Source organism: Streptomyces sp. NPDC048751 (assembly GCF_043198595.1).
Taxonomy (GTDB): Bacteria; Actinomycetota; Actinomycetes; order Streptomycetales; family Streptomycetaceae; genus Streptomyces.
Map to the genome: position 1 here is coordinate 38,195 of NZ_JBICUX010000013.1, position 22,212 is coordinate 60,406.

The window sequence follows — 22,212 nt, forward strand, 5'->3', positions numbered from 1 at the left end:
ACGGGGCTCGCTTCTTGGTCAGTTGCGTCCGGCCATCACGCCGCCGTCGACGTCCCAGACCGCGCCGGTGACCCAGTCGGTCCGGTCCGACAGCAGGAAGGCCACCGTGGCGGCGACGTCGTCGGGGGTGCCCGTACGGCCAAGAGGGTGGAAGGAGTTGAACCCGTCGAGAGCGGAGTCGACGTCCGCCTTCGGGATGAACTCCTCGTAGATGGGGGTGCGCACGACGGCCGGGGCAACCGCGTTGACGCGGATGCCGTGCGGGGCGAGCTCCAGGGCCAGGTGCTGGGTGAGGGAGTGCAGGGCGGCCTTGGCCATGGAGTACGCCGAGGACGGTGTCGCGGCGACGGCCTGGTGCGCCCACATCGAACCGACGTTGACGACGGACCCCTTGGCGCCCCGGGCGATCATGTTGCCGGCGACGGTCTGGGTGAGGAAGAAGAAGGCACGGTTGAGGGCCTGGTAGCGGTCGTAGTCCTGGTACGTGTGCTCCACGAAGGGCTTCGGGGCGAACACGCCGGCCGCGTTGACGAGGAGGTCGGCGTCGGCGTGCTCCTTGGTCAGGTCGGCGCGCAACTGGTCCACGGCGGCGATGTCGTTGAGGTCGGTGGCCAGAGCCGTGACGTCGCCGAGTCCCGCCAGAGCGCCGGCGGCTTCCGTGGCGCTGCCGGCGGTCCGGCCGGTGAGGACGACGCTGCCGCCCGCATCGAGGATGTGCCGGGCGGCGGCCAGGCCCATCCCGCTGGTGCCGCCGATGACGATCGCCTTCTTGCCGGTGAGGTCGAGGGTCTTACGGGACATGCTGTGCCCATCCTTTTACCGTCATGTCGCCGCGAGGAATCCCGCGGGCGCTTTACGTTCGCCGACCGCAGTTTTCCCGGCAGCTGTCCGGTAGAAGATGATCTGTGATGCGCCCATAACCAATGCTAATTACTCACGGTGGAGCGCTCCCAGGGAGTCGGCGGCTTCGACGAGGGAGTCCATGAACTCCTCCAGGTCGGCGGCCAGCGGGTTCTCGCGGGTCCAGACGGCCTCGTAGGAGATCTCGACGGGCGTGCCGGCGCGCATGAGGGGGCGGCAGTTGGCGTGGCGGCCGGTGACCTTGGAGCGGGGCAGGAGGGCCGCGCCCACCCCCATGCCGGCCCACTCGTCCAGCACGCGGTAGCTGGCCGCTTCGCCCGGATAGGCGCGCAGGGTCAGGTCGTTGCTGTGGAAGAGCCGGGTGGTGAACGTGGTCAGCCCGCAGGTGTCGGGGACGAGGATGTAGTCGGCGTCGGCGGCGGCAGCCAGTTCCACGGGCCCGTCGGTGCCGGGGGCCGCGGCCGGGTCGACGACGACCACGGGCTCGCTGAGGATGATCCGGTGGCGGAAGGCGGGCATGGCCTCCACCGCGGGCACCAGCGCGACATCCAGGTCGCTGGCCTTCAACGCCGAGCGCAGCAGGTCCAGATCGGCCTCCCGCAGCACCAGCTCACGCGGCCGGGGCAGGCCACGAGCGGCGTCGAAGGCGCAGGCGACCAGATCGGCCCCGATGAGCGGCGAGACGCCCATACGGATCGTGCCGGTCGCCGGGCGGGCCAGTCGCCGCGCCTCGGCCACGATCGAGTCGAGCGCCCCGAGGGCGTGGTCGATCAGGGGCAGGACGCGGGTGCCGTGCGCCGTGAGCTTGACACCGCGCGGTGACCGGTCGAACAGCTTGACGCCGAGCTCCTCCTCCAGCCGGGCCACCCCGTTCGACAGCGCGGGCTGGGTGACGCCGTAGTCCCGCGCCGCGGCGCTGAAGGACTTCGTCTGCGACACGGCCTGCGCGTAGCGCAGCCCCTCGATGTTCATCGTGAACTCTTCTCACTCATAACCGTAGGCTATATTTCCATTCCCTTCCGGAGTGATCGGCGTATTCCGATCCGGCGTTTTCATGACGCCGGGGATTTCTCCTTTTCGAGTCGCACGAATTCTCCCGGCTCAGGCCCCGTAGGCGACGAGTGCCATCATCCCGGCCTCCCCGTGGTAGGCGTTGTGGCAGTGCAGCATCCACAGGCCCGGGTTGTCGGCGTCGAAGAAGACGGACACCTTCCGCTGGGGCAGCACGACGGTGGTGTCCTTGCGCGGGCCGGTGCCGCCGAGCTGGTAGGTGTGGCCGTGCAGGTGCATCGGGTGCCACATGTGGGTGGCGTTGACGAAGTCGAGCCGGACGCGCTGCCCCTGCTCGACGAGCAGCGGGTTCGCCGTCGGGTTGGACATGTCGAACCGCTTGCCGTTGATGGCCCAGTCGTACTTGTCCATGCTGCCGGTGAGTTTGATCCGGTGGACCCGGTCGGGCTCCTTCGCGTCCAGCCGGACGTCCTCGACGGCGAGCAGCTGCGAAGCGGTCACGATCAGGCCGTCCAGTTCACTCGGCCGCACATCCGGCTTCGGCCGGCCACCCGACCCGGTGCGCAGGACGGCCATGCCGGACGCGTCCTTGCCCTCGGCGAGCGCGACCAGCGGGAAGACGCCGTCGCCGAGGGTGACCAGGACGTCGTACCGCTCGCCCATGGCGACCAGCAGCGCGTCCACCTGCCGGTGCTCGACCGGGTAGCCGTCCGTGTGGGTGATGGTGAGTCTGTGGCCGCCGAGTGCCACCCGGTACGCGGTGTCGCTGCCCGCGTTGATGATCCGCAGCCGGACGCGCCGGCCCGGCTTGCTGCGGTGCACGGCCGGGTCGGCCGGGACTCGCCCGTTGATCAGGTGATAGGGGTACTTGATGTCCCCCGCGTCGCCGCCGAGCAGCTCGCTGGTGGCGCCCATGAGCATGAACGTCGTCGACATGTCGTGCCCGTCGTCGTCCTCGTCACCACCTCCGTCCCCGTCCCCACCATCGTCCCCGTCCTCGGAGGACGGGGACGGTGAGGCCGTGGCCTCCTTCATGTCCATCCCGCCCCTGCCGTGGCTCAGCTCGGCGAAGGCGTCCTCGGGGGTGCCGGTCACGCCGTCGAGCCAGTCGTCGAGGACGACGACCCACTCGTCGTCGTACGACAGCGGCTCCCTGGGGTCCTCGACGATCAGCGGGGCGTACAGACCGCGGTCGAGCTGGACACCGACGTGCGGGTGGAAGAAGTACGTGCCGGGTGTGTCCGCGATGAAGCGGTACGTGAAGGTGGACCCGGGGTGCACGGGGCTCTGGGTGACGGGCGGTACGCCGTCCATGTCGCCGCGCAGCGCGATGCCGTGCCAGTGCACGGACGTGGTGGTCCCGGCGGGCAGTTGGTTGGACAGTTCGGCGGTCACGGTGTCGCCGGCCGAGATGCGGATCTCCTTGGTGGGGACTTGGCCGCCGAAGGCCCAGGACCGGGCCACGACGCCGGCGCCGAGGTCGAGGGCGGCGGGAGCGGCGATCAGCTGGAGAGGGCGCACCCTGCCGGTACTGCTCCGCTGCTCCTCCACGCGGGCGACCTGGGAGCCGGAAGGGCTCAGGAGCGAGGGGCTGGTGGAGGCGTCGTCGCCGCAGGCGGTGAGCAGGGCGGTACCTGCCGCGCCGAGCCCGGCGATCAGGACGGCGCGACGGTCGAGTTTGTTCACGAAGGGGCCTCTTCTCGATGCGCTTGTGCGGCTGAGAGAGTGTTTGCGCGGGCTGTCCGTATCCCAACGGCGCCACGCCCACATTCAGCCTGTTGCCGACACGCGTCAGTCCTGCATGGGCTAAAACCAGGGGTAAATTCTGCTAGCGTCCCGGGTGGAGATGGCGCATCCGTGGCAACCGAGGAAGAGCTGTTCGCGTCCGTCGACGCCCTGTTGGAGGAGGAGTCGCAGCTTCCGCCGCCTGCGGAGCGGGCGAGGCTGCGCGAGGCGGCGGGGATCACGCAGGCACGGCTGGCGCAGGCGCTGAAGTCCACGCTGCAGACGGTGAAGAACTGGGAGAACGGCCGGAGTGAGCCACGGCCGCCGCGACTGCAGGCGTATCAGCGGCTGTTGGAGGGCTGGGCGGCGAAGTACCCGCAGTCCGGCTCCCCGGCGAAGGACCCGCACTCCGGCACCGTCCCCGCTCCCGCGACCCCGGTCGTGCCCGAGCCCGCCTCGGAGACACGCACCGGCCGCGCGGGGGAGCAGCCGCCCGTCGCCCCCGCCCACCGGGCGCCGACACCCGCCCCGGCGGTCGCGAGCCGGCCGGAGCGGCCCGCCGTGCCCCGTACGGCGTCACCTCGTCCGGACCGCAAGCCCGTCCCCGTCGCCGACGCCCGCTTCCCCAACGGTCCGCTGGCCGTCCTGGACGGTGACGGGCAGGCGTACGGCGTGGGTGGCGTCGTCCTGGACTGCCCGGCGACCACGGTCCCCGAGCTGGTCGAGTGGACGTTGCGGGAGTCGGGGCTGGGTGCGCCCCGGCTGCACCGCAACGGCAAGGACAGTGACCCGCTGGTCGTGCTGACCCCGTCCGCGGCCGTGAAGCTCGGTCTGCCGGAGCGCTTGGAGGGCCACGAGCAGCGCCGCTCCCTGCGGTTGGAGGAGGGGCACCCGGTCCTCAAGCAGATCGCCAGGGCGAAGTGGCAGCTCACGCAGCGCGGCTTCGGGCCGTGGGCCCGTGTCTACCGCCCGGCCAAGGGCGGCGAGCGACAGTGTGTGCAGCTCGCGATCGTGTCCTGGGACGCGTTCGACGCGCGCGCCTGGCCCGGCGTTCCGCAGATGGAGCCCGCCGACCTCGCGCACGCGCTGGGCCTGTACGCGACACGGGTCATCACCCCGCGCGGTTCCACCGCCGTGTCGGGGCTGGAGTTGATGACGGCGCTGCGCCCGCCGACCCGCGCCGTACGCGACGCTGCCACCGGCGGCTGGGTCTCCGGCCACAACCCCGGCTCCCTCGGCACCGAACCGGTCGACCCCGCGCCGCCGGAGGCCACCCCCGAGCACCCCGTGGTCGTGCACAGCGGCTGGACCGGCGGCTTCCTGGACGAGGAGGCCTGCCAGTGGGTGCGCGACATCGACCTCCTCACCGGAGAGGAGGCGGCCCTGCCGTTCGCGATCGGCCTCGACCTGAACGTCGCCTTCCTCGCCGCCTCCGCGCGCCTGGTCGTGGGGTTGTCCGGTCCCGAGCACTTCGTGGGCCCGGCGTTCAACCCGAAGATCCCCGGCTCCTGGCTGGTGGACCTCTCCCACGTCGACCTGGACCCGCGACTGCCGTCGCCGTTCACACCGAGCGGCGAACGCCCGACCGGACCTGCCTGGTACCAGACCCACACTGTCGCCTACGCCGTCGAACTCGGCTACAACGTGGCCCCGATCGAGGCGTATCTGCGCAGGGAGAACGGCGCGTACCTGGACCCGTGGCACGACCGGCTCAGGACCGCCTACCTCGACACGATGGCCGACCTGGGCGTCGCCAAGGACCTCGACGACCACGCGTTCCTCGCCGCGATGGAGCGGCACAAGAACCTCGACCCGGCCCTGACGGCCGTACTCGCCGCGATCAAGGCCACCGTCAAGGGCGGCGTGGGCAAGCTCAGGGAGCGGCCGCAGGGGCGGCACTACCGGGACGGCGACCGGTGGCCGGCGCTGGAGCGCCCGACCTGGCGCCCCGACATCCGCGCCGCGGTCATCTCCAAGGCCCGCGTGAACATGCACCGCAAGATGCTCAACACGGCCAAGGCGACGGGCCTTTATCCGCTCGCCGTGCTGTCCGACTGCGTCGTCTACCCGAGTCCGGGGCGTTCGCCGCTGGACTTCCTTCCCTACAGCACCTCCGGCAAGCCGCTCCCGGGCGCGTTCCGCCTCGGCTGCGCTCCGGGACTGGCGAAGGTCGAGGGCGTGCAGGAGATGGCCTGGGCGGTCGACCTGATGGAGCAGGGCTTCAACCCGGCCCGCCACATCAAGGGCGACGGCCACGACGCCCGGTTCGACGAAGGGGAGTGACGGGCCGTGGGAGACATCGACGACGCTCTGGACCGCGCGGGCCAGGAAGTGTTCACGAGACAACCGCCCAGGACGCTCAAAGGTCAGATCGGCTTCCTGATGAAGCAGCTCAAGACCACGCGGGCCGTCGCCGCTGAAGTCGGGGTCAGCCAACGGTCCGTGGAGCGCTACCGGAAGGGCGAGCGCAAGCACCCGCCCAAGCCCATCCAGGACCGGATCGACGCGGCCGTACGGGCCCGCTGGCAGCCCCAGGTCCGCAAACGGCGCCAGAAGCAGGCCGCCACCGCCACCGGTATCACCGTGGAGACCCGCGCCCAGTTCGGCTACACGGCCCCGATCGGCTCCACCGACGACGGCCGCTTCCGCCGCCTCACCGTCCACCTCCCACCCGAGTACGCCCGCCGCCTCTTCGAAGCCCGTGAACAGGGCGCCGGCGACCAGGAGATGCGCGACATCGTCGCCGAGGGACTGCAGGAGGTGTACTTCAAGGACGGCGGCCGCCGCGCCAACGACCTCGAGGTGAGTCTCAACAACATCGACTACTTCGACGTGTCCTTCTAGCCCGACAGCTCTGCACGCCGTCACTTCACACAATGCTCACAGACTCTCACCAGAACTTGAGGTTTCAAGCACTACGCTCACCCGCAGACCGAGTGGCCGAGGGCGGCCCCGCCGCGGTGCTCGCTCTCCCCCCACTGGTACAGGAGATTCGGCGTGCGCGACGGCGACGTAGTGGTGATCGGCGGCGGTTATGCGGGTGTCCGCCTGGCGAAACGACTGGACGGAACGGCTCGGGTCACCCTGCTCGACCGCAAGGAGGTCTTCTTCCACCGTATCGCCTCCCTCCGGGCCGGCGTGCACCCGAACTGGACGGTGACCCCCTTCATCCCCTACGACCGGCTGCTGCGCAACGGCCGTGTGGTGGCGGGCAAGGCGGTCCGCATCGACACCGCCGAGCGGCAGGTGGTGCTGGCCACGGGCGAGCGGCTGCCGTACGACGTGGTGGTGATCGCCACCGGCGCCGACTACCCCGAACCCGCCCGCTTCACCGGCACCACCGTCGAGGAGACGATCAAGTCGTTCTCCGCGCACCAGCAGCGAATCGGTTCCGCCGACCATGTCCTGGTCGTCGGCGGCGGGCCCTCCGGCGTCGAGCTGAGCGCCGAGATCCGGCTGGCCCGTCCGGACGCCCGGGTCACGCTCGCCCACTCCGGGCCCGCGCTGCTCCACGGGACGGGCAGCGAGAGGGCCGGGCGCAAGGCGCTCGCCTGGCTGGAGTCCCACGACGTGGAGGTACGGCTCGACTCCTTCATGTCCCCCGGCAACGACTTCGGCACCTATCGCGACGCCCGGGGCAACATCGTCGAAGCCGACCTCTCCTTCTGGGCGACGGGCACCACCCCCAACACCCTCTGGCTGCGCCTGGGCGGGCACGGCGACTGGCTGAACAAGGACGGGCACGTGAAGGTCGACCGGACGCTCCGGGTCGACGGCTGGGCGGACGTCTTCGCGGTCGGCGACGTCAACGACGCCACCGAACTCAAGATCACCCCCGCCGCGCTGGCCCAGGCGGACCTCGCCGCCTGGAACATCCGCGCCTACCTGAACAGTTCGGGCAGGCACCGCAAGGACCCCCGCCTCTACCGGCCGGTCCACCGCACCCCGATCATCGTGCCCTTCGGCCCGGCCGACGGCCTGACCATGCTGCCGGTGCCGGGCGGCGAGACGGCGGTCCTCGGCAGCCGTATGTCGGTCCTGGCCAAGGCGAAGACCCTCATGACGCCGTACATGAGACGCCAACTCGGCTACACCGGCACCTGAGGCAGTCGCTCGGGCTCAGCCCCGCCACGGCAGGAGCGTCACGGCGACCGCGGGCCCGTCACCGTCCGCGGACCAGCCCCGCCAGGTAGCGCCACAGCGAGGAACGCGGCCTTTCGGCGTCCTCCGGGTCCGTAGCCTGACCGGGGGACGGCGGGGCGGCCGGCAGGGGAGGCGCGGGCGTGGGCGGGGTGACGGGAGGGCTTGCGAGTGAGTAGCGCACGGGGAGCGAGCGCAGGCCCCGCATGAAGGGGGAGGAGCGCCAGGGGAGCTGGTCGAGGGGCAGGGAGAGTTCGAGCCCGGAGAGGCGCTCGAACAGGCGGCTCACCCCGATCGCCGCGGTGGTGGTCGCCAGTTCCCGGGCCGGGCACTGGCGCGGTCCCGCGCCCCAGGCCAGGTGCGCCCGGGTGCTGATGGTCGACGCCGGGCAGACGTTGTCCGAGAACGCCGGATCGGCGTGGGCGGCGCCGACGGACACCCACACCGGGTCGCCCGCCGCGATGGTGTAGTTGCCCAGCCGGGTGTCGGCGACGGGGAACCGCGGCACGAAGTTGATCAGCGGTGGCTTCTGCATCACCACCCGGTTCATGGTCTCCCTGATCATCCCCGCCGACAGGCTGGCCCGCGTCGAGACGTCCCCGCTGATCACCTCGACGACCGTGTTGGAGATCAGGATGCCGACATGGTCCGAGGTCATGCCGAGCAGCATCATCAGTTCCCGGGACAACTCCTCGACCCCGAGGCCGGGGTGAGCGGCGAGCAGGTAGGAGGGGAAGTCGTCGCCCGGCTCCTTCATCTTCAGGGCACCCAGCTCCGCCAGGGCCGCCAGCAGCCGTTCCAGGGCGGGCCCGGCATCGGGGCCCGCGTCCAGCACACGCCACATGTCCATCAGCACGTCGTCGTTCTGGGAACCGGGGAAGCCGAGCAGATGGCTGGCGACCATCAGCGGCAACGGCCGCGAGAACTGGGCGGACAGATCCGCCCACCCGGTGCCGCCGCCCTGGGAGAGCAGGGTGATCAGCTCGTCCGCGTCCCGGGCGATCCGCGCCCTGAGCTGCCGGGCCTGGGCGTTCCGCGGGTCCTGGAACGGCCTCAGGGCCGCGTCCCACGCGGCACGCAGGCCCCGGTATCCCTCCCCGCCCTGTATCAGCACATGGTTGACGTCCAGAGAGGGGGCCAGCGGCCAGTCCTCGGGGAGCCGCCCCTCCGTACGCGCCCGCCAGTTCTCCAGCCCCTTCGGAAACCCCTGGTCGTCCCGAAGCACCTCCAGCGACTCCCCGTAGCCCAGCACCAGCCAGACCGGCACCCCCAGCAGGTCGACCGGCGCCACCGGACCGTGGATCCGGCGCAGCCGTTCATAGACGAGGGCAGGGTCACGCTCGTAGTCCCGGGTCATGAGCGGCTCCAGGCTCATCGACTCCAGAGGCCCGTGAGGAGCTGTCGACCCGCTGTTCAGATGCGACCCCATGACTTCCTTTCTGACCACGAGCGTTCTCCCGGCCCGAACGCTCCGTGCACGTGACGGCCCCACAGAGTAAAGAGGATCGGCCGCCGGGCACAGACAGCGGGTCCCACATAACCGAACCCGTCGGTAACCACCGGCGTACCCGTACCACCCGCGCCACCCGGACGGGCCGCTTCGCTGGTCAACCGCCGGGGGCGGTGGTGCCGTGGACGGGAGAGCGCTCACGGGGCCCTTCCCGTGTCCGGGAAGCCCCTCTCGTACGGAGGTCACCGCCATGGCCCAGCACACCGACCCGCCGAAGGCCCGGCACACCAACCCGCCTGAAACCCTGCGAAAACCGGACCGCGACCGCTCCACCTTCACCCACAAGCTCGGCTACGCCCTGCGCCACCCCGGCCGCGTCGCCCCGTACCTCCGCCGCGCCGGCCGGGACGCCTGGCTGCGCCTCAGGCACCCCGACCACGTCGGCTACTACCGGGCGGTGATGGCCTCGGACACCCGCCGCGACCCCGAGGCCGCCGTCGGGAGCAGGAACCATGAACGCTGGCTGGCACTGGGCCGGCTGCAGTTCGACTACCTCGTCGCACACGGCCTGCTCCCCGAACACCGCATGCTGGACATCGGCTGCGGCAACCTGCGCGGCGGCTGGCGCTTCGTCGACCACCTCGACCCCGGCCACTACTACGGCGTCGACATCTCACCCGACATCCTGATCGCCGCCCAGAAGACGCTCACCGAGCGGGGGCTCCAGGACAAGCTGCCGCACCTGACCCTCACCGGCGACCTCACCCTGGACTTCCTGCCCGCCGACCACTTCGACGTCGTCCACGCGCACAGCGTCTTCTCCCACTCCCCACCGCACGTCGTCGAGGAGTGCCTGGCCCATGTCGGACGCGTCCTGACCGACAAGGGGTTCTTCGACTTCACCTTCGACCGCACCGAGGGCCCCGAACACCACGTCCTGCACGAGGACTTCTACTACCGCGCCGACACCCTGCTGTCCCTCGCCCGCAGCCACGGCCTGTACGCGCGCCTCATGGAGGACTGGGAGCGGCGACCGCACGGCCAGTCGAAGATCCGGGTGAGCCGGTCCCCACTGCCGGACGAGACGGCGGCACCGAGGTGAGGGTCACGCCGCGGCCATGCCCTGGAGCAGTCCGTCAGGCCGCCTTCGGCTGGTACACCGAGCAGTACGCGTCGGTGTCCAGGTCCACGTTGCCGGCCCGCAGTTCGTAGCGGGCGCGCAGCACGGAGGCGGCCTGTTCACGGGGGACCGCGGTGAGGCCGAAGTGCTGGCGGCCGTACTCCAGGACGTCGTCGACGGTCACCCGGCCGCGCAGCACCCGCTCGCCACCCGCGAGCAGGTCGGCCCGCAGTCGGGCGATCACCTCCCTGCGGCGCACGGTGATGGCGATGTCGGCCGCGACACCCAACTGCGCCCGCAGGTGGTGCGCGCGTCGTGCGGACAGTTGCCGAGTCGTGCGGCCGCGCCTGCGAACCAAGTTCCTCATCCCAACCCCTCATGACCAGGCGCCGTCCGGGTGGTGAGGGACGGCACGCGTGATGACCTGTCACGCCCGACTACCCGAAGACCCGACGTTCAGACGTTCGACCACGAGGGCGTACGGGAGAAGGACGGCGCCCCGGGTGGACGACGTCGACGTGCGGGAAGACGTGACTGTGGGTCGGATGGAATCCGTGCATAGATCCCTGATCACAGCGGCGCGCCGCTTTCGCTTTCGCACGACGGGTCTGCTGCTCGCCGTGCTCGCGTTCGGCGTCCCCCTGTCCGCAGCCCCCTCGTCCGCCGACCACCGTCCGGTCCACGACTTAACCGCCCGCCACGGTCCGATCCGCGGCTCCGCCTACATGGGCATGGGCGTCCTGACCCACGACGGGTGGTCCGGCACCCCCGGCGGCGACCGGGTCACCCACACCGAAGGCGTCGACGTCGCCAGCTACCAGGGCTCCGTCGCCTGGGCCACCCTGTGGGGCAGCGGCGTCAAATGGGCCTACTCGAAGGCGACGGAGGGCACCTCCTACCGCAACCCCTCCTTCGCCCAGCAGTACGGCGGCTCGTACGACGTCGGCATGATCCGCGGCGCGTACCACTTCGCCACCCCGGACACCGGGAGCGGCGCCGCCCAGGCCGACTACTTCGTCGACCACGGCGGCGCCTGGTCCGCGGACGGAAAGACGCTGCCGGGCGCCCTCGACATGGAGTGGAACCCCTACGGCGACGCCTGCTACGGCAAGACGCAGAGCGCGCTCGTCAGCTGGATCCGCGACTTCCTGAACCGGTACAAGGCCCGCACCGGCAGGGACGCCGTGATCTACACGGCGACGAGCTGGTGGAGCCAGTGCACCGGGAACCACACCGGCTTCGCCGCCGCCAACCCGTTGTGGATCGCCCGGTACGCCGCCGACGCCGGCACCCTGCCCGCCGGCTGGAGCCACTACACGATGTGGCAGTACACCTCGACGGGCCGGACGGTCGGCGACCACGACGCCTTCCGCGGATCTCTCACCGACCTGCGCGCCCTCGCCATCGGCTGACCCAAGAGCGGCCCGGTCAACCGCCGCGTCCCCGAAACGCGCCGAGAATTCACGCGAACGGCCCGCCCACCGGGACGTGGCGGCGATGGTGCGGTGCGCTGGAAGCATCGCCGTCAAGGGAGGCGCGTCGTGTACGAGATGTGCGTAGGTCCGCAGGCAGGAAGTTCCGACCTGGTGTGGCATGTGGTGGCCCGGCACACGAGAAGCAGCCTCTGCGGAGTGGAACTCTCCGCCGCGGGGCCCGGCCCGGCCGACACCGACCGGCACTGTGCGAGTTGCATGACCCACTTCCAGCAGCTGCTGGACGCCGGGGGCGACCACCGGAAGGGATGAGCCGTACCACCATGCCCGTGGTGAGAGGATCACGGGCATGGACATCCATCGCCGCAACAACGTCACCGTCACCGGCAACCCGTCGGGACCGGTCGTGGTGCTGGCCCACGGGTTCGGCTGCGACCAGAACATGTGGCGACTCATGGTGCCCGCCCTCGCGGACACGCACCGCCTGGTGCTGTTCGACTACGTCGGCTCCGGGCGCTCCGACCCGTCCGCCTTCAGGGAGGAGCGGTACTCCTCCCTGGACGGCTACGCCCGGGACGTGGTGGAGGTGTGCGAGGCACTCGACCTGCGGGACGCGGTGTTCGTCGGGCACTCGGTCAGCGCCATGATCGGCGTCCTGGCGGCCCGCGACGCACCGGAGCGCACGGCGCCCTCGTGATGGTCGCGCCCTCGCCCCGCTACCTCGACGACGAGGGCTACCGCGGCGGGTTCAGCGCCGAGGACATCGACGAACTGCTGGCGTCGCTGGACGCCAACTACCTCGGCTGGTCGGCCGCCATGGCCCCGGTGATCATGGGGAACCCGGAGCGGCCGGAGCTCGGTGAGGAGCTGACCAACAGCTTCTGCGCCACCGACCCGGACATGGCCCACGTCTTCGCCCGCACCACCTTCCTGTCCGACTCACGGGACGATCTGAAGACGGTCGCGGTGCCGACCCTGATCCTGGAGTGCACCCAGGACGTCATCGCCCCACGCGAGGTGGGCGCGTTCGTCCACGCGGCGATCCCGGGCTCGCGACTGGTCACCCTGGACGCCACCGGGCACTGCCCGCACCTGTCCGCTCCCGAGGCCACCAACGAGGCGATCACCCGGTTCCTCGCGGACCTGCGGTGATGTGCCGCGTCGGGCACATACCCGACCCGCACGACCCGAACGACCCGCACCCATCGGACGACGGGGCGGCGGACGCGGCCTTCGCCGCGCTGCTGGAGGACAGCGCGGAGGAGCTGTACGAGACCGCCCCGTGCGGCTACCTGTCCACCTTGATGGACGGCACCGTCGCGAAGATCAACGGCACCCTCCTCGGCTGGCTCGGTCTCACCCGGGACGCCGTCGTCGGGCGTATGCGCTTCACCGACCTGCTCACCGTCGGCGGCAAGCTCTACCACGAGACGCACTTCGCCCCGCTGCTGCGCATGCGGGGTGAGATCGGCGGTATCGCGCTGGAGATCAAGGCGGCTGACGGCGGCCGCATGCCCGTGCTGGTCTCCTCGGCCCTCAAGTACGGCACCGAGGGCAAGCCGCTGCTGATCCGCACCACCCTCTTCGACGCCCGGGACCGGCGCGCCTACGAGGAGGAACTCCTGCGCGGCCGCAAGGCCGCGGAGGCGGCGCGGCGCCGGGCGGAGGCCGACCGCGCCCGGCTCCAGCACGCGCTCGCCGTCCTCCAGCGCAGCCTGCTGCCCGACACCCTGCCCGCCGTGCCCGGCGTGGAGACGGCCGCGCATTACCACGCGGCCTCACCGGACCGCCTCGGCGGCGACTTCTACGACGTCTTCGCCATCGACGGCAAACGCTGGGCGTTCTTCCTGGGCGACGTGTGCGGCAAGGGCCCCGAGGCCGCCGCCGTCACCTCCCTCACCCGCTACACGCTGCGGGCGGCGGCCCTCCACGACCCCGATCCGGTCGCCGCCCTGACCACCCTGAACAGGGTGCTCCACGAGCGGTACACCGGCAGCGACCCCCGCTACTGCACCGCGATATTCGGCACCCTCGAACCCGACCGGGACAGCGGCCGGGTCACCGTGAGCCTCGCCTCCGGCGGTCACCCACCGGCCCTGGTGCTGCGCTCCGACGGCGACAGCGATTTCCTGAGCACCCCCGGCGGGCTCCTGGTCGGCATACTGCCCACGGCACACTTCACCCCGACCACCACCACCCTGGCCCCGGGTGACACCCTGCTGCTGTACACCGACGGCCTCACCGAGGCCCGTACCGGGCCCGGCCGTGACCTGTACGGGGACGACGCCCTGCGGGAGTTCGCCGGCCGCCACGCCGGTGCCCCGCCGAAGGACATCGTCGAGGCGCTGACCGGACTGCTGAGCACCTTCGGAGACGGACTGGACGACGACACCGCCCTCCTCGCCCTGGGAGCCCCCGCCCTGGGAGCCCCTACGACCGCCCGACTGGACCCCGACCCCTCGACGAAGAACACGCCATGAGCCTGCTGAAGATCACACCCAGAGATGCCGCCACCGGCCCCGTACTGGAGATCGGCGGAGAACTCGACTACTCCAACGCCGCCGAACTGCGCGACCGTGTCGCCCGGTTCACCCTGGAACCCGGTCAGTGCCTGATCCTCGACCTGGCCGGCCTCGAGTTCTGCGACTCCAGCGGCATCACCGCCATGATCGCCGCCCGCAACCACGCCCGGGCAGCCGGTGCCGACGTCGCCCTGACCGGCGTACCGGCGAACACCCTGCGCATCCTGCGCATCGTGGGCCTCGACCAGATCTTCACGATCAACTGAACCGCCCGATCTTGGGCAGACGGACGAAGTGATCTTCACGTCGATCCCAAGAGGGGGCTCATCACCGTGGCAGCACCTGCGCGTCGTACACCGTCCGCGAACCGTCGGCGTGCGTTCGACCTTCGCTCGACAGCCCTGTTCTTCGCCCTGCTCGCCGTGGTGGTGAGCATCCTGGGATTCGTGGCCCGCACGCTGGCCGACGTCGTGGAACGACATCCCGGCTGGGCGTTAGCGCTGCTTCTGCTGGGTGCCGGGGGCATCGCGGGACTGGGGCGCCGCATCCACCTGGCGAGAGCGGCCCGACGGGCCGCCGCCGCGCTGGACGAGGCGGCGACGGAGGTCGCCGAGGCGTGGGAGACCGCGGCCGCGACCGTTCCCCGTCAGCGCGTGGCATCCGGCATCGATGTCGACATCGACTACGACGCCCTGGACCCCGAGGAGTTCGAGGCGGCGATCGCCTCCCTGTGCGAGCGCGACGGCTGTTCCGACGTGGAAGTCGTGGGCGGTGCCGGGGATCTGGGCGCCGACGTCCTGGCCGTGTCCCCCGAGGGATGGCGGGTCGTCGTGCAGTGCAAGCGCTACGGCGACGCCCACCGCGTCGGCTCCCAGGACATGCAGCGCTTCGGCGGCACCTGCTTCACCGTCCACGAGGCCGATGTCGCCGTCCTGGTCACCACCAGCGACTTCACCGCGCCGGCGGCGGAGTACGCCGAGCAGTGCGGGATCGTGTGCGTGGACCGGCAGGCGCTGTTGTCCTGGGCCGACGGAAGCGGGCCCCGGCCCTGGGAGGCCGTGCAGGCCGCCCGGGGTGTCGAGGCCCGCTGACGTCGGGTCAGCGCTGGAAGGGCATCGTCCAGCAGTTGGACGTCGTGGGCTTGCCCTCCAGGCGGTCTGTCAGCCAGGAGATCGCATGGGTCTGGTCGGTGATGAGCGGGGCGACGTGGTTGGTGAGGAGCCGGTCGCCGAGGTTGGGCAGGTCGACGGCCGCGTAGGTGACGTTGCCGCCCTTCCGGCACCAGTCCACCGCCAGTTGGCGGGCCTGGGCGTGCGGAACGATGTCGTCCTCGATGCCGGTGGCCAGTCGTACCGGCCCGGCCGGCTTGAGCGTTCCGATGCGCTGCTGGTCGAGGACGGCCTGGGCGCGGGGTTCGGCGGCGATGATCTCGGCGACGGACTTGCCGCTGGCCGTCCACGCGGTGCTGTTGGTGAAGCCGTAGCCGAAGACCGCGTCACCGACGCACATGGTCGAGATGTCGGCGAGGGCCTTGCGCCCGGCGGCGTTGATGTTCGCCTCGACGACGCTTCGCATGTCGGGGTACGCCTGCGCGAAACCGTTGATCGACCAGCCCAGGGCACCGGCGAGAGCGCTCCCGTCGATGCCCTTCATGACGGAGGTCAGGTCGGCGGGCGGCGCGCCCGAGTAGGTCCCGGCCAGGACGACGTCGGGCGCGTACGTGGGCTGAAGTTCCGCCGCGGAGGCACTGGCGCCGCCGCCCTGGCTGTAGCCGTACACGGCGACGCGGGAGTCGGAGGTGAGGGACGTCGCGGGCAGGGCACGGGCCGCGCGGACGGCGTCCAGCACCGCGTGTCCCTGGTCCAGACGGTTGACGTAGGTGTGCAGACGGTCGGTCGCGCCCAGGCCGACGTAGTCGGTGACGACGACGGCCGCTCCGGTGGCGAGGAGACGGTAGATCGCCAGGTTCTCGTATCCGATGGACGCGGTCTCCCCGTTGAGGGTGAGGGGGTGCTCCAGGGCGAACGAGGGCGCGCACTGGTCGCCCTGGCCCATGGTCCCGGAGGCCACCGCCACGAGGGGGCGGGGCCCGTCGCCCTTCCAGTCGGCGGAGGGTTCGATGTAGGCGCCGGTGACCGCCACGGCCCGGCCGCCGGAGTCGGTGGACTTGTACATCAGGCGGGTCGCCGTGCCCGGCAGGGGGCGGCCGTCGAGGCCGGGCAGCGAGAGCCCGAGAGGGAGGGGCTCCTTGCGGATCAACGTGCCGTTGGCGGTGGGCAGTTGGGCGGGCGGGGTGTAGAAGGCGGGGATCGTGACTCCCCGGGACACGACGGGTTCGGCGTCCGTGGCGGCGCCGGACGGGGTCGCGCTGACGCAGACGCAGGCCACGGCGGCGATCGCGACGGCGGTCAGGTGGCTGAACGTGGAACGCGGACGGGCTGTGTAGCGGCTCACAGTTCACTCCTCGCGCTGCTCCGTTTCAGGGTGCGCGAAAACTAGCACTGCTCATTTACCGCCGGTAACACCCCGGTAAGTTACGCTACGGTAACTATTTGCGGGATCAAGGGCGTGGCGTGGTGCCGGTGGGAGCGTCATCACCCGCTGGAGTGATAGGGGTTCCTGACATTCCGAAGGGCGGCATGCCGCGGTCGCGGACCCCGACTACTGCGAGCCGGGTGGTGTACCGGCCGGCCGTCCAGAGGCCCCGGCAGGTCATCCCTTCCGGTCGGCGGCCTCCGCCAGCAGGTCGCGTGCGGTGTCCAGTGCGGCAGCCCGGTCCTCGGGCACCAGCCCGATGCGGGTACGACGGTCCAGTAGATCGGCCTCGTCGAGTGCCCCCTCGTGCCGGACGGCCCACAGCAACTCGGCGCGGGTGACGGGGTGTTCCGGTAGCACGCGGTCGTTGAGCCGGGGGTGGCGGGCGCCGAGGGACTGGACGGCCGGTGCCTCGGTGCCGTAGCGGCGCAGGAGGCGGCGGGGGGCGGGCAAGGCGTCGAGGACGCGCGGGGAGGCGGCTCCGACCAGCGGGAGGCCGGCGGTGCGGGAGGGGGCCGTGTCGAGGCGGGCCCCGGTCGCGGCGGCGTCGACGGCGTCCTCGGCCATCCGCCGGTAGGTGGTGAGCTTGCCGCCGACCACGGTGACGACACCGTCCTGCGAGGTGATGACCGCGTGCCGGCGCGAGATGTCGGACGTCCTGCGCGTGTCTTCCGGCTGCCCCGCGGGAGTGATGTCCAGGAGGGGGCGCAGGCCCGCGAACGCCCCCACCACGTCGGACCGGTGGACCGGCGTGTTCACCACGGAGCCGAGGACGTCGAGCAGGAAGCCGATGTCGGACTCCGGCGCCTCGGGGACGTCGGGGACGTCGCCGTCCACGGGCTCGTCGGTGAGTCCGACGTAGACCCGCCCGTCGCCCTGGGGCAGCACGAGGACGAAGCGGTTGCTCTCGCCGGGGATCGGGATGTGCAGTCCGGAGGGGAGTGAGCCGAGGCGCTCCGAGCGCAGCACGATGTGCGTGCCGCGCGAGGGGCGCACGCGGATGCCGTCCACCAGGTCGCCCGCCCACACCCCGGAGGCGTTGATCACCACGCGGGCCCGGATCTCCCCTTCCTCGCCGGTGAGTTCGTCGCGCACCACGGCGCCGGACCCGGTCAGTCGCAGCACGCGCACCCGGGTGAGGACGCGCGCGCCGTGCGCCGCCGCCGTGCGGGCGAGGGCGGTCACCAGGCGGGCGTCGTCGGTGACCCGCCCGTCCCAGGACAGCAGCCCGCCGCGCAGACCGTCGGTGCGCACCGACGGGGCCATGCGGTGGGCCTCCACCGCCGACAGTCGGCGCGGTGCGGGCAGGGTGGCCCGTGCCGTACGCGCCGTCAGACGCAGGGTGTCACCGGCCCGGAAGCCCGCCCAGGCGAGGGCGGCCTGGCCACGGGAGACCAGAGGGGTGAGGGGCAGCAGGAAGGGCTGGGCACGCACCAGGTGGGGGGCGGTGCGCTCCATCAGCACCCCGCGCTCCACCGCGCTCTCGTGGGCGACGTCCAGGTGGCCCGAGGCGAGGTAGCGCAGCCCGCCGTGAATGAGCTTGGAGCTCCAGCGGGAGGTGCCGAAGGCCAGGTCGTGGGCGTCGACGGCGACGACGCGCAAGCCACGGGCCGCCGCGTCGAGGGCGGCTCCGGTGCCGGTCGCGCCGAGCCCGACGACCAGGACGTCCACGACCTCGCCGCCCACGCTGCCCTCGAGTTCACGCGAACGCCGGGCGGCGGACAGTGACGATCCGGAGGCCGGGGGAGTGGTGGCGGGGTTCACGGCGTGAGGGTCCTCTCCAGGATGAACCGCAACTCGGCGAGGAACGCCGGGGAGTTCAGGTCGGCGTCCTCCTCGTCGGTCATGGTCCGCAGCGACAGCGTGAAGGACTGCACGACCAGCAGCAGGGAGCGGGCCTGCCGTTCGGCGTGACCAGCCCGGACCGACCCGTCGGCGTGACCTTCCCGCAGGCCGTCGGAGAGCAGCTGCAGCAGCGCCTCCTGGCTGGCCCCGCGACGGTCCAGGACGTAAGGGAGCAGCAGCTCGGGATCGACGTCGACGATCTTGCGGAAGAGCGGATGGGCGCGGAAGGCGTCCACGCCGGCCACGAGCCCGTCGACGACCAGGGACCGCGCGTCCGTCCCCGGGCGGCGCTCGGGCATCGCGCGGGTGGCCACGTCGACCCACTCACGGGTCATCAGGTCACCGACCAGCGAGCGCACATCGGGCCAGCGCCGGTAGATCGTCATGCGCGAGACCCCCGCGCGACGGGCCACGTCGGTCAGCGTCGTACGCCGGACTCCCACGGCCAGGACACAGTCGCGCACCGCGTCGAGCACCGCGTCGCTGTCCGAATGGTTGTGACGAATAGGCGTCATGTGTCACAGTGTAACTCCCTCTGAGGCCGGGCGAGGCACTTCCGCCTGCCCCGACCGCACAGGAGACGCCATCCCTCCATCGACCGGTGAGGACGCACGCCATGGACATGCTGTGGAGCGGCTGGGGCGACCCGGCCAGGGCGACGCCCCTGCCGGACACGGTGATCGGACTGCTGCGCGATCTCCTCGGCGTGCAGCCGAGCGACGCCGAACCGGTCGCCCTCGACGCGATCGCCGTACCCGAACCGACCCTCGACACGGGCACGCTGCGCGCGCTGCTCGTCGCCGTCGGCGGCCGGGCCCCGTGCCTGCGGACCGACGCGGAGACGCGCGTACGGCACACCCGCGGCAAGTCCACGCCCGACCTGCTGCGGATCCGGGGCGGCGACGTCGACGACGTGCCCGCCGCCGTGGTGCTCCCGGAGAGTCACGACGAGGTGCTCGCGGTGCTGGCGGTGTGTGAGGAACACGGCCTGGCGCTGGTGCCGTTCGGCGGCGGCACCTCGGTGGTCGGCGGTCTCACCCCCGGTCGGCGCGGCGCCTTCGTCGCCCTGGACCTGCGCCGCATGGACCGCCTGCTCGCCCTCGACCCCGTCTCCCGCACCGCCACGCTCCAGCCGGGGCTGCGCGCCCCGCAGGCCGAGGCGCTGCTGGCCGAGCACGGCTTCACCCTGGGGCACTTCCCCCAGTCCTACGAGTGGGCCACCATAGGCGGGTTCGCCGCGACCCGCTCCAGCGGACAGGCCTCCGCGGGCTACGGCCGCTTCGACGAGATGGTTCTCGGCCTGACCCTCGCCACACCCCGGGGCACCCTCGACACCGGTCGCGCCCCCCGCTCGGCCGCCGGACCCGACCTGCGCCAGCTGGTCCTGGGTTCGGAGGGGGCGTTCGGCGTCATCACGTCCGTGACCGTGCGCATCCGACCCGTTCCGCAGACCCGCCTCTACGAGGGCTGGCGCTTCGCCTCGTTCCAGGAGGGCGCCGACGCGCTGCGCAGGCTCGCCCAGGACGGCCCGCGCCCGACCGTGCTGCGGCTGTCCGACGAGACCGAGACGCTCATCGGCCTGGCCCAGCCCGACGCCATCGGCTCCGGCGCCGAACAGAACGCGGGATGCCTGGCGATCGCCGGCTTCGAGGGCACACCGCGGGACACCGCCCACCGCCGGGAGCGCGCCGCCGCCGTACTGCGCGACTGCGGCGGCACGCCCCTCGGTGCGGAACCGGGGGAGAAGTGGGCCCAGGGCCGCTACTCGGCCCCCTACCTGCGGGACGCGCTGCTCGACGCGGGCGCGTTCGCCGAGACGCTGGAGACCGCCACCTTCTGGTCCCGTGTCCCGGACCTGTACGCCTCCGTCCGCGAAACGCTCACCAAGACCCTCACCGAGTCCGGCACCCCGCCCCTGGTCATGTGCCACATCTCCCACGTCTACGACAACGGCGCCTCGCTGTACTTCACCGTGGTCTCCGCCCAGGGCGACGACCCCGTCGCGCACTGGACGCGGGCCAAGCGCGCCGCCAACGAGGCGATCCTCGCCGCCGGAGGCACGATCAGCCATCACCACGGCGTCGGCACCGACCACCGGGACTGGTACGTCCGGGAGGCAGGCCCCCTGGGCGTCGACGCCCTACGGGCCGTCAAGGAGCGGCTGGACCCGTCGGGAGTGCTCAACCCCGGCGTCCTGCTGCCCGCGGGCTGAGGCCGCGGACCGAGTCGACACCTCGTCGCCTTCTCTTCTGCTCATCGAACAACCAGCCGTCAGTCCGGAGGCCCCCGATGCGACAGTTCACCGCCGTCGTCAACCCCACCGCAGGCGGCTCCACCGGGGCTGCCGCGCTGCTCGCGGTGGCGCGGCTGCTGCGGGAGGCCGGCGCGGAGTTGGAGACGGAGTACAGCCGCAGCCTGGCGCACGCGCAGGACCTCGCCCGGGAGGCCGGGCGGCAGGGGCGCGTGGTGCTGGCGGTGGGCGGGGACGGCATCGCCGGGGCCGTCGGAGGAGCTCTCAGCGGTACCGGCGCGACCCTCGGCCTGGTACCGGCCGGGCGCGGGAACGACTTCGCGCGGGCCCTCGGGCTGCCGACGGAGGCGGCCGCGCTGGCCGAGGTGCTGCTCCGCGGCGAGCCGCGCGCCGTCGACACCATCGAGGTGGAGTCGGCCGTCCACCACGGCACCGCCGTGCTCGGCAGTGTGTACGCGGGCGTCGACGCGGTCGCCAACCGGCACGCCAACAGGGCGAAGGTGCTGCGGGGCGCCGCCGCCTACTACGTCGGTGGGCTACGGGCGGTCACCACCTGGCGTCCGGCGCACTACTGGGTCACGATCGACGGCGAGGAGCACGCGCACAGCGGTTACACCGTGGTGATCGCCAACTCCGGCTTCTACGGATCGGGCCGGATCATCGCGCCCGGTGCCCGTGTCGACGACGGCCTGCTGGACGTCGTGATGATCCGTGAGGCGCCGCGGCACCTGTTCTTCACCCTGATGAACGAACTCCGCTCGGGCGCCCACGTGGCACGGCCGCAGGTGCGGATCCTGCGTGGAAGGGAGATCCGGGTCGAGGCCGACCGGCCCGTGCCGTACGGCGCCGACGGCGAGGTCGAGGCCGTTCTCCCGGTCACGGCCAGGGTCCTGCCGGGAGCACTCCGGGTGCTGTGCTGAACCGGAGTCGGTCACGGACACCAGTGGGCCCCGTCGGCGGTATGCCGACGGGGCCCACTCATGCCGCGATTCCCGCCTACCAGCGGTACCAGCGACCCCTACGGCCGCCGGCCCCCGCGGGCCGTACCAGGAAGCCCACCAGCCATAGCACCAACACGATGACTGCGATCCACCACAGGGCCTTGAGCGCGAAACCGGCGCCGAAGAGGACCAGTGCCAGAAGCAGAACAAGAAGCAGGGGAACCATTTTTATCAACCTCCAAGGATTCAAGTGCCCCGCGAAAAGCCCATCACGCACCCACAATCCGCACGTTTGTTCCACAAAGGGCGGGGCATTCGAAGCGGTTCGCACCTGCCTGCCGAAGGCTTGTGCGCATGAAGGCCGGGATGCCGAATCTG

19 protein-coding genes and 1 pseudogene are annotated in these 22,212 nt (G+C 71.6%); 11 read left to right on the forward strand and 9 right to left on the reverse strand.

Annotated features, from left to right (window positions below; genetic code table 11):
- Nucleotides 1–18: 18 nt before the first annotated feature.
- The 3 genes from ACGFNV_RS34090 to ACGFNV_RS34100 form a co-directional block, all read right to left on the reverse strand.
- Entirely contained in the window at nt 19–801 is a 783-nt protein-coding gene (locus tag ACGFNV_RS34090; RefSeq protein ID WP_393627853.1) for an SDR family NAD(P)-dependent oxidoreductase, read from the reverse strand.
- 129 nt (nt 802–930) lie between these two features.
- Complete coding sequence (locus ACGFNV_RS34095; RefSeq protein ID WP_393627855.1) at nt 931–1,833, reverse strand: LysR family transcriptional regulator; 903 nt, start codon at nt 1,831–1,833, stop codon at nt 931–933.
- A gap of 129 nt (nt 1,834–1,962) precedes the next feature.
- Nucleotides 1,963–3,558 carry a multicopper oxidase family protein gene (locus ACGFNV_RS34100; protein WP_393627856.1) on the reverse strand — a complete coding sequence of 532 codons (1,596 nt, stop codon included), beginning with the start codon at nt 3,556–3,558 and terminating at the stop codon, nt 1,963–1,965.
- Between the two features lie 171 nt (nt 3,559–3,729).
- Here ACGFNV_RS34100 and tap point away from each other — a divergent pair, with 171 nt between their 5' ends.
- From tap to ACGFNV_RS34115, 3 genes are all read left to right on the forward strand, one after another.
- Nucleotides 3,730–5,880, forward strand: a complete 2,151-nt coding sequence (tap, locus tag ACGFNV_RS34105) for a telomere-associated protein Tap (RefSeq protein ID WP_393627858.1) — start codon at nt 3,730–3,732, stop codon at nt 5,878–5,880.
- A 6-nt stretch (nt 5,881–5,886) separates the two neighbouring features.
- Nucleotides 5,887–6,441, forward strand: coding sequence for a telomere-protecting terminal protein Tpg (gene tpg, locus ACGFNV_RS34110; protein WP_393627860.1), 555 nt, complete (start codon nt 5,887–5,889; stop codon nt 6,439–6,441).
- Nucleotides 6,442–6,594: 153 nt separating this feature from the next.
- Nucleotides 6,595–7,701 carry an NAD(P)/FAD-dependent oxidoreductase gene (locus ACGFNV_RS34115; RefSeq protein WP_393627862.1) on the forward strand — a complete coding sequence of 369 codons (1,107 nt, stop codon included), beginning with the start codon at nt 6,595–6,597 and terminating at the stop codon, nt 7,699–7,701.
- Between the two features lie 58 nt (nt 7,702–7,759).
- Here the strand turns inward: ACGFNV_RS34115 and ACGFNV_RS34120 are convergent, their stop codons facing one another.
- On the reverse strand, nt 7,760–9,166 hold the full coding sequence (locus tag ACGFNV_RS34120; RefSeq protein ID WP_393627863.1) for a cytochrome: 1,407 nt from the start codon (nt 9,164–9,166) through the stop codon (nt 7,760–7,762).
- Nucleotides 9,167–9,437: 271 nt separating this feature from the next.
- On the opposite strand from ACGFNV_RS34120, the gene ACGFNV_RS34125 reads away from it, so the two are divergent.
- On the forward strand, nt 9,438–10,289 hold the full coding sequence (locus ACGFNV_RS34125) for a class I SAM-dependent DNA methyltransferase (RefSeq protein ID WP_393627865.1): 852 nt from the start codon (nt 9,438–9,440) through the stop codon (nt 10,287–10,289).
- A gap of 34 nt (nt 10,290–10,323) precedes the next feature.
- On the opposite strand, the gene ACGFNV_RS34130 is transcribed toward ACGFNV_RS34125, so the two are convergent.
- The gene (locus ACGFNV_RS34130; protein WP_393627867.1) at nt 10,324–10,674 is read right to left on the reverse strand and encodes a hypothetical protein; all 351 of its coding nucleotides are present in this window, start codon (nt 10,672–10,674) and stop codon (nt 10,324–10,326) included.
- Between the two features lie 178 nt (nt 10,675–10,852).
- Between ACGFNV_RS34130 and ACGFNV_RS34135 the strand changes: the two genes are divergently transcribed.
- The 5 genes and pseudogenes from ACGFNV_RS34135 (at nt 10,853) to ACGFNV_RS34155 (ending at nt 15,353) form a co-directional block, all read left to right on the forward strand.
- Entirely contained in the window at nt 10,853–11,719 is an 867-nt protein-coding gene (locus tag ACGFNV_RS34135; RefSeq protein WP_393627869.1) for a lysozyme, read from the forward strand.
- 370 nt (nt 11,720–12,089) lie between these two features.
- Nucleotides 12,090–12,892, forward strand: a pseudogene (locus tag ACGFNV_RS34140) (alpha/beta fold hydrolase).
- Nucleotides 12,892–14,220: a SpoIIE family protein phosphatase gene (locus ACGFNV_RS34145; RefSeq protein WP_393627871.1), complete on the forward strand. Its 1,329-nt coding sequence runs from the start codon at nt 12,892–12,894 to the stop codon at nt 14,218–14,220. The pseudogene ACGFNV_RS34140 and the gene ACGFNV_RS34145 overlap by 1 nt, the downstream one beginning before the upstream one ends.
- A complete protein-coding gene (locus ACGFNV_RS34150; protein ID WP_133931553.1) occupies nt 14,217–14,528 on the forward strand; it encodes an STAS domain-containing protein in 312 nt (103 codons plus the stop codon). The genes ACGFNV_RS34145 and ACGFNV_RS34150 overlap by 4 nt, the downstream gene beginning before the upstream one ends.
- Before the next feature lie 66 nt (nt 14,529–14,594).
- Complete coding sequence (locus tag ACGFNV_RS34155) at nt 14,595–15,353, forward strand: restriction endonuclease (protein WP_393627873.1); 759 nt, start codon at nt 14,595–14,597, stop codon at nt 15,351–15,353.
- Between the two features lie 7 nt (nt 15,354–15,360).
- On the opposite strand, the gene ACGFNV_RS34160 is transcribed toward ACGFNV_RS34155, so the two are convergent.
- From ACGFNV_RS34160 to ACGFNV_RS34170, 3 genes are all read right to left on the reverse strand, one after another.
- Nucleotides 15,361–16,674, reverse strand: coding sequence for a lipase family protein (locus ACGFNV_RS34160; RefSeq protein WP_393628184.1), 1,314 nt, complete (start codon nt 16,672–16,674; stop codon nt 15,361–15,363).
- 300 nt (nt 16,675–16,974) lie between these two features.
- Complete coding sequence (locus ACGFNV_RS34165) at nt 16,975–18,561, reverse strand: glycerol-3-phosphate dehydrogenase/oxidase (RefSeq protein WP_393627875.1); 1,587 nt, start codon at nt 18,559–18,561, stop codon at nt 16,975–16,977.
- The gene (locus ACGFNV_RS34170; protein WP_393627877.1) at nt 18,558–19,157 is read right to left on the reverse strand and encodes a TetR/AcrR family transcriptional regulator; all 600 of its coding nucleotides are present in this window, start codon (nt 19,155–19,157) and stop codon (nt 18,558–18,560) included. Before ACGFNV_RS34170 ends, ACGFNV_RS34165 begins: the two co-directional genes overlap by 4 nt.
- A 101-nt stretch (nt 19,158–19,258) precedes the next feature.
- Between ACGFNV_RS34170 and ACGFNV_RS34175 the strand changes: the two genes are divergently transcribed.
- Entirely contained in the window at nt 19,259–20,854 is a 1,596-nt protein-coding gene (locus ACGFNV_RS34175; protein ID WP_393627878.1) for an FAD-binding oxidoreductase, read from the forward strand.
- A gap of 77 nt (nt 20,855–20,931) precedes the next feature.
- A complete protein-coding gene (locus tag ACGFNV_RS34180; protein ID WP_393627880.1) occupies nt 20,932–21,813 on the forward strand; it encodes a diacylglycerol/lipid kinase family protein in 882 nt (293 codons plus the stop codon).
- Nucleotides 21,814–21,889: 76 nt separating this feature from the next.
- On the opposite strand, the gene ACGFNV_RS34185 is transcribed toward ACGFNV_RS34180, so the two are convergent.
- Nucleotides 21,890–22,060: a hydrophobic protein gene (locus ACGFNV_RS34185; RefSeq protein WP_393627882.1), complete on the reverse strand. Its 171-nt coding sequence runs from the start codon at nt 22,058–22,060 to the stop codon at nt 21,890–21,892.
- Nucleotides 22,061–22,212 lie beyond the last annotated feature (152 nt).

What these genes read in the sequence shown, in the direction of transcription:
- ACGFNV_RS34090 (WP_393627853.1), bottom strand. Translation starts at nt 801, where the DNA reads ATGTCCCGTAAGACCCTCGACCTCACCGGCAAGAAGGCGATCGTCATC.
- ACGFNV_RS34095 (WP_393627855.1), bottom strand. Translation starts at nt 1,833, where the DNA reads ATGAACATCGAGGGGCTGCGCTACGCGCAGGCCGTGTCGCAGACGAAG.
- ACGFNV_RS34120 (WP_393627863.1), bottom strand. Translation starts at nt 9,166, where the DNA reads ATGGGGTCGCATCTGAACAGCGGGTCGACAGCTCCTCACGGGCCTCTG.
- ACGFNV_RS34125 (WP_393627865.1), top strand. Translation starts at nt 9,438, where the DNA reads ATGGCCCAGCACACCGACCCGCCGAAGGCCCGGCACACCAACCCGCCT.
- ACGFNV_RS34130 (WP_393627867.1), bottom strand. Translation starts at nt 10,674, where the DNA reads ATGAGGAACTTGGTTCGCAGGCGCGGCCGCACGACTCGGCAACTGTCC.
- ACGFNV_RS34135 (WP_393627869.1), top strand. Translation starts at nt 10,853, where the DNA reads ATGGAATCCGTGCATAGATCCCTGATCACAGCGGCGCGCCGCTTTCGC.
- ACGFNV_RS34145 (WP_393627871.1), top strand. Translation starts at nt 12,892, where the DNA reads ATGTGCCGCGTCGGGCACATACCCGACCCGCACGACCCGAACGACCCG.
- ACGFNV_RS34150 (WP_133931553.1), top strand. Translation starts at nt 14,217, where the DNA reads ATGAGCCTGCTGAAGATCACACCCAGAGATGCCGCCACCGGCCCCGTA.
- ACGFNV_RS34170 (WP_393627877.1), bottom strand. Translation starts at nt 19,157, where the DNA reads ATGACGCCTATTCGTCACAACCATTCGGACAGCGACGCGGTGCTCGAC.
- ACGFNV_RS34175 (WP_393627878.1), top strand. Translation starts at nt 19,259, where the DNA reads ATGGACATGCTGTGGAGCGGCTGGGGCGACCCGGCCAGGGCGACGCCC.
- ACGFNV_RS34180 (WP_393627880.1), top strand. Translation starts at nt 20,932, where the DNA reads ATGCGACAGTTCACCGCCGTCGTCAACCCCACCGCAGGCGGCTCCACC.
- ACGFNV_RS34185 (WP_393627882.1), bottom strand. Translation starts at nt 22,060, where the DNA reads ATGGTTCCCCTGCTTCTTGTTCTGCTTCTGGCACTGGTCCTCTTCGGC.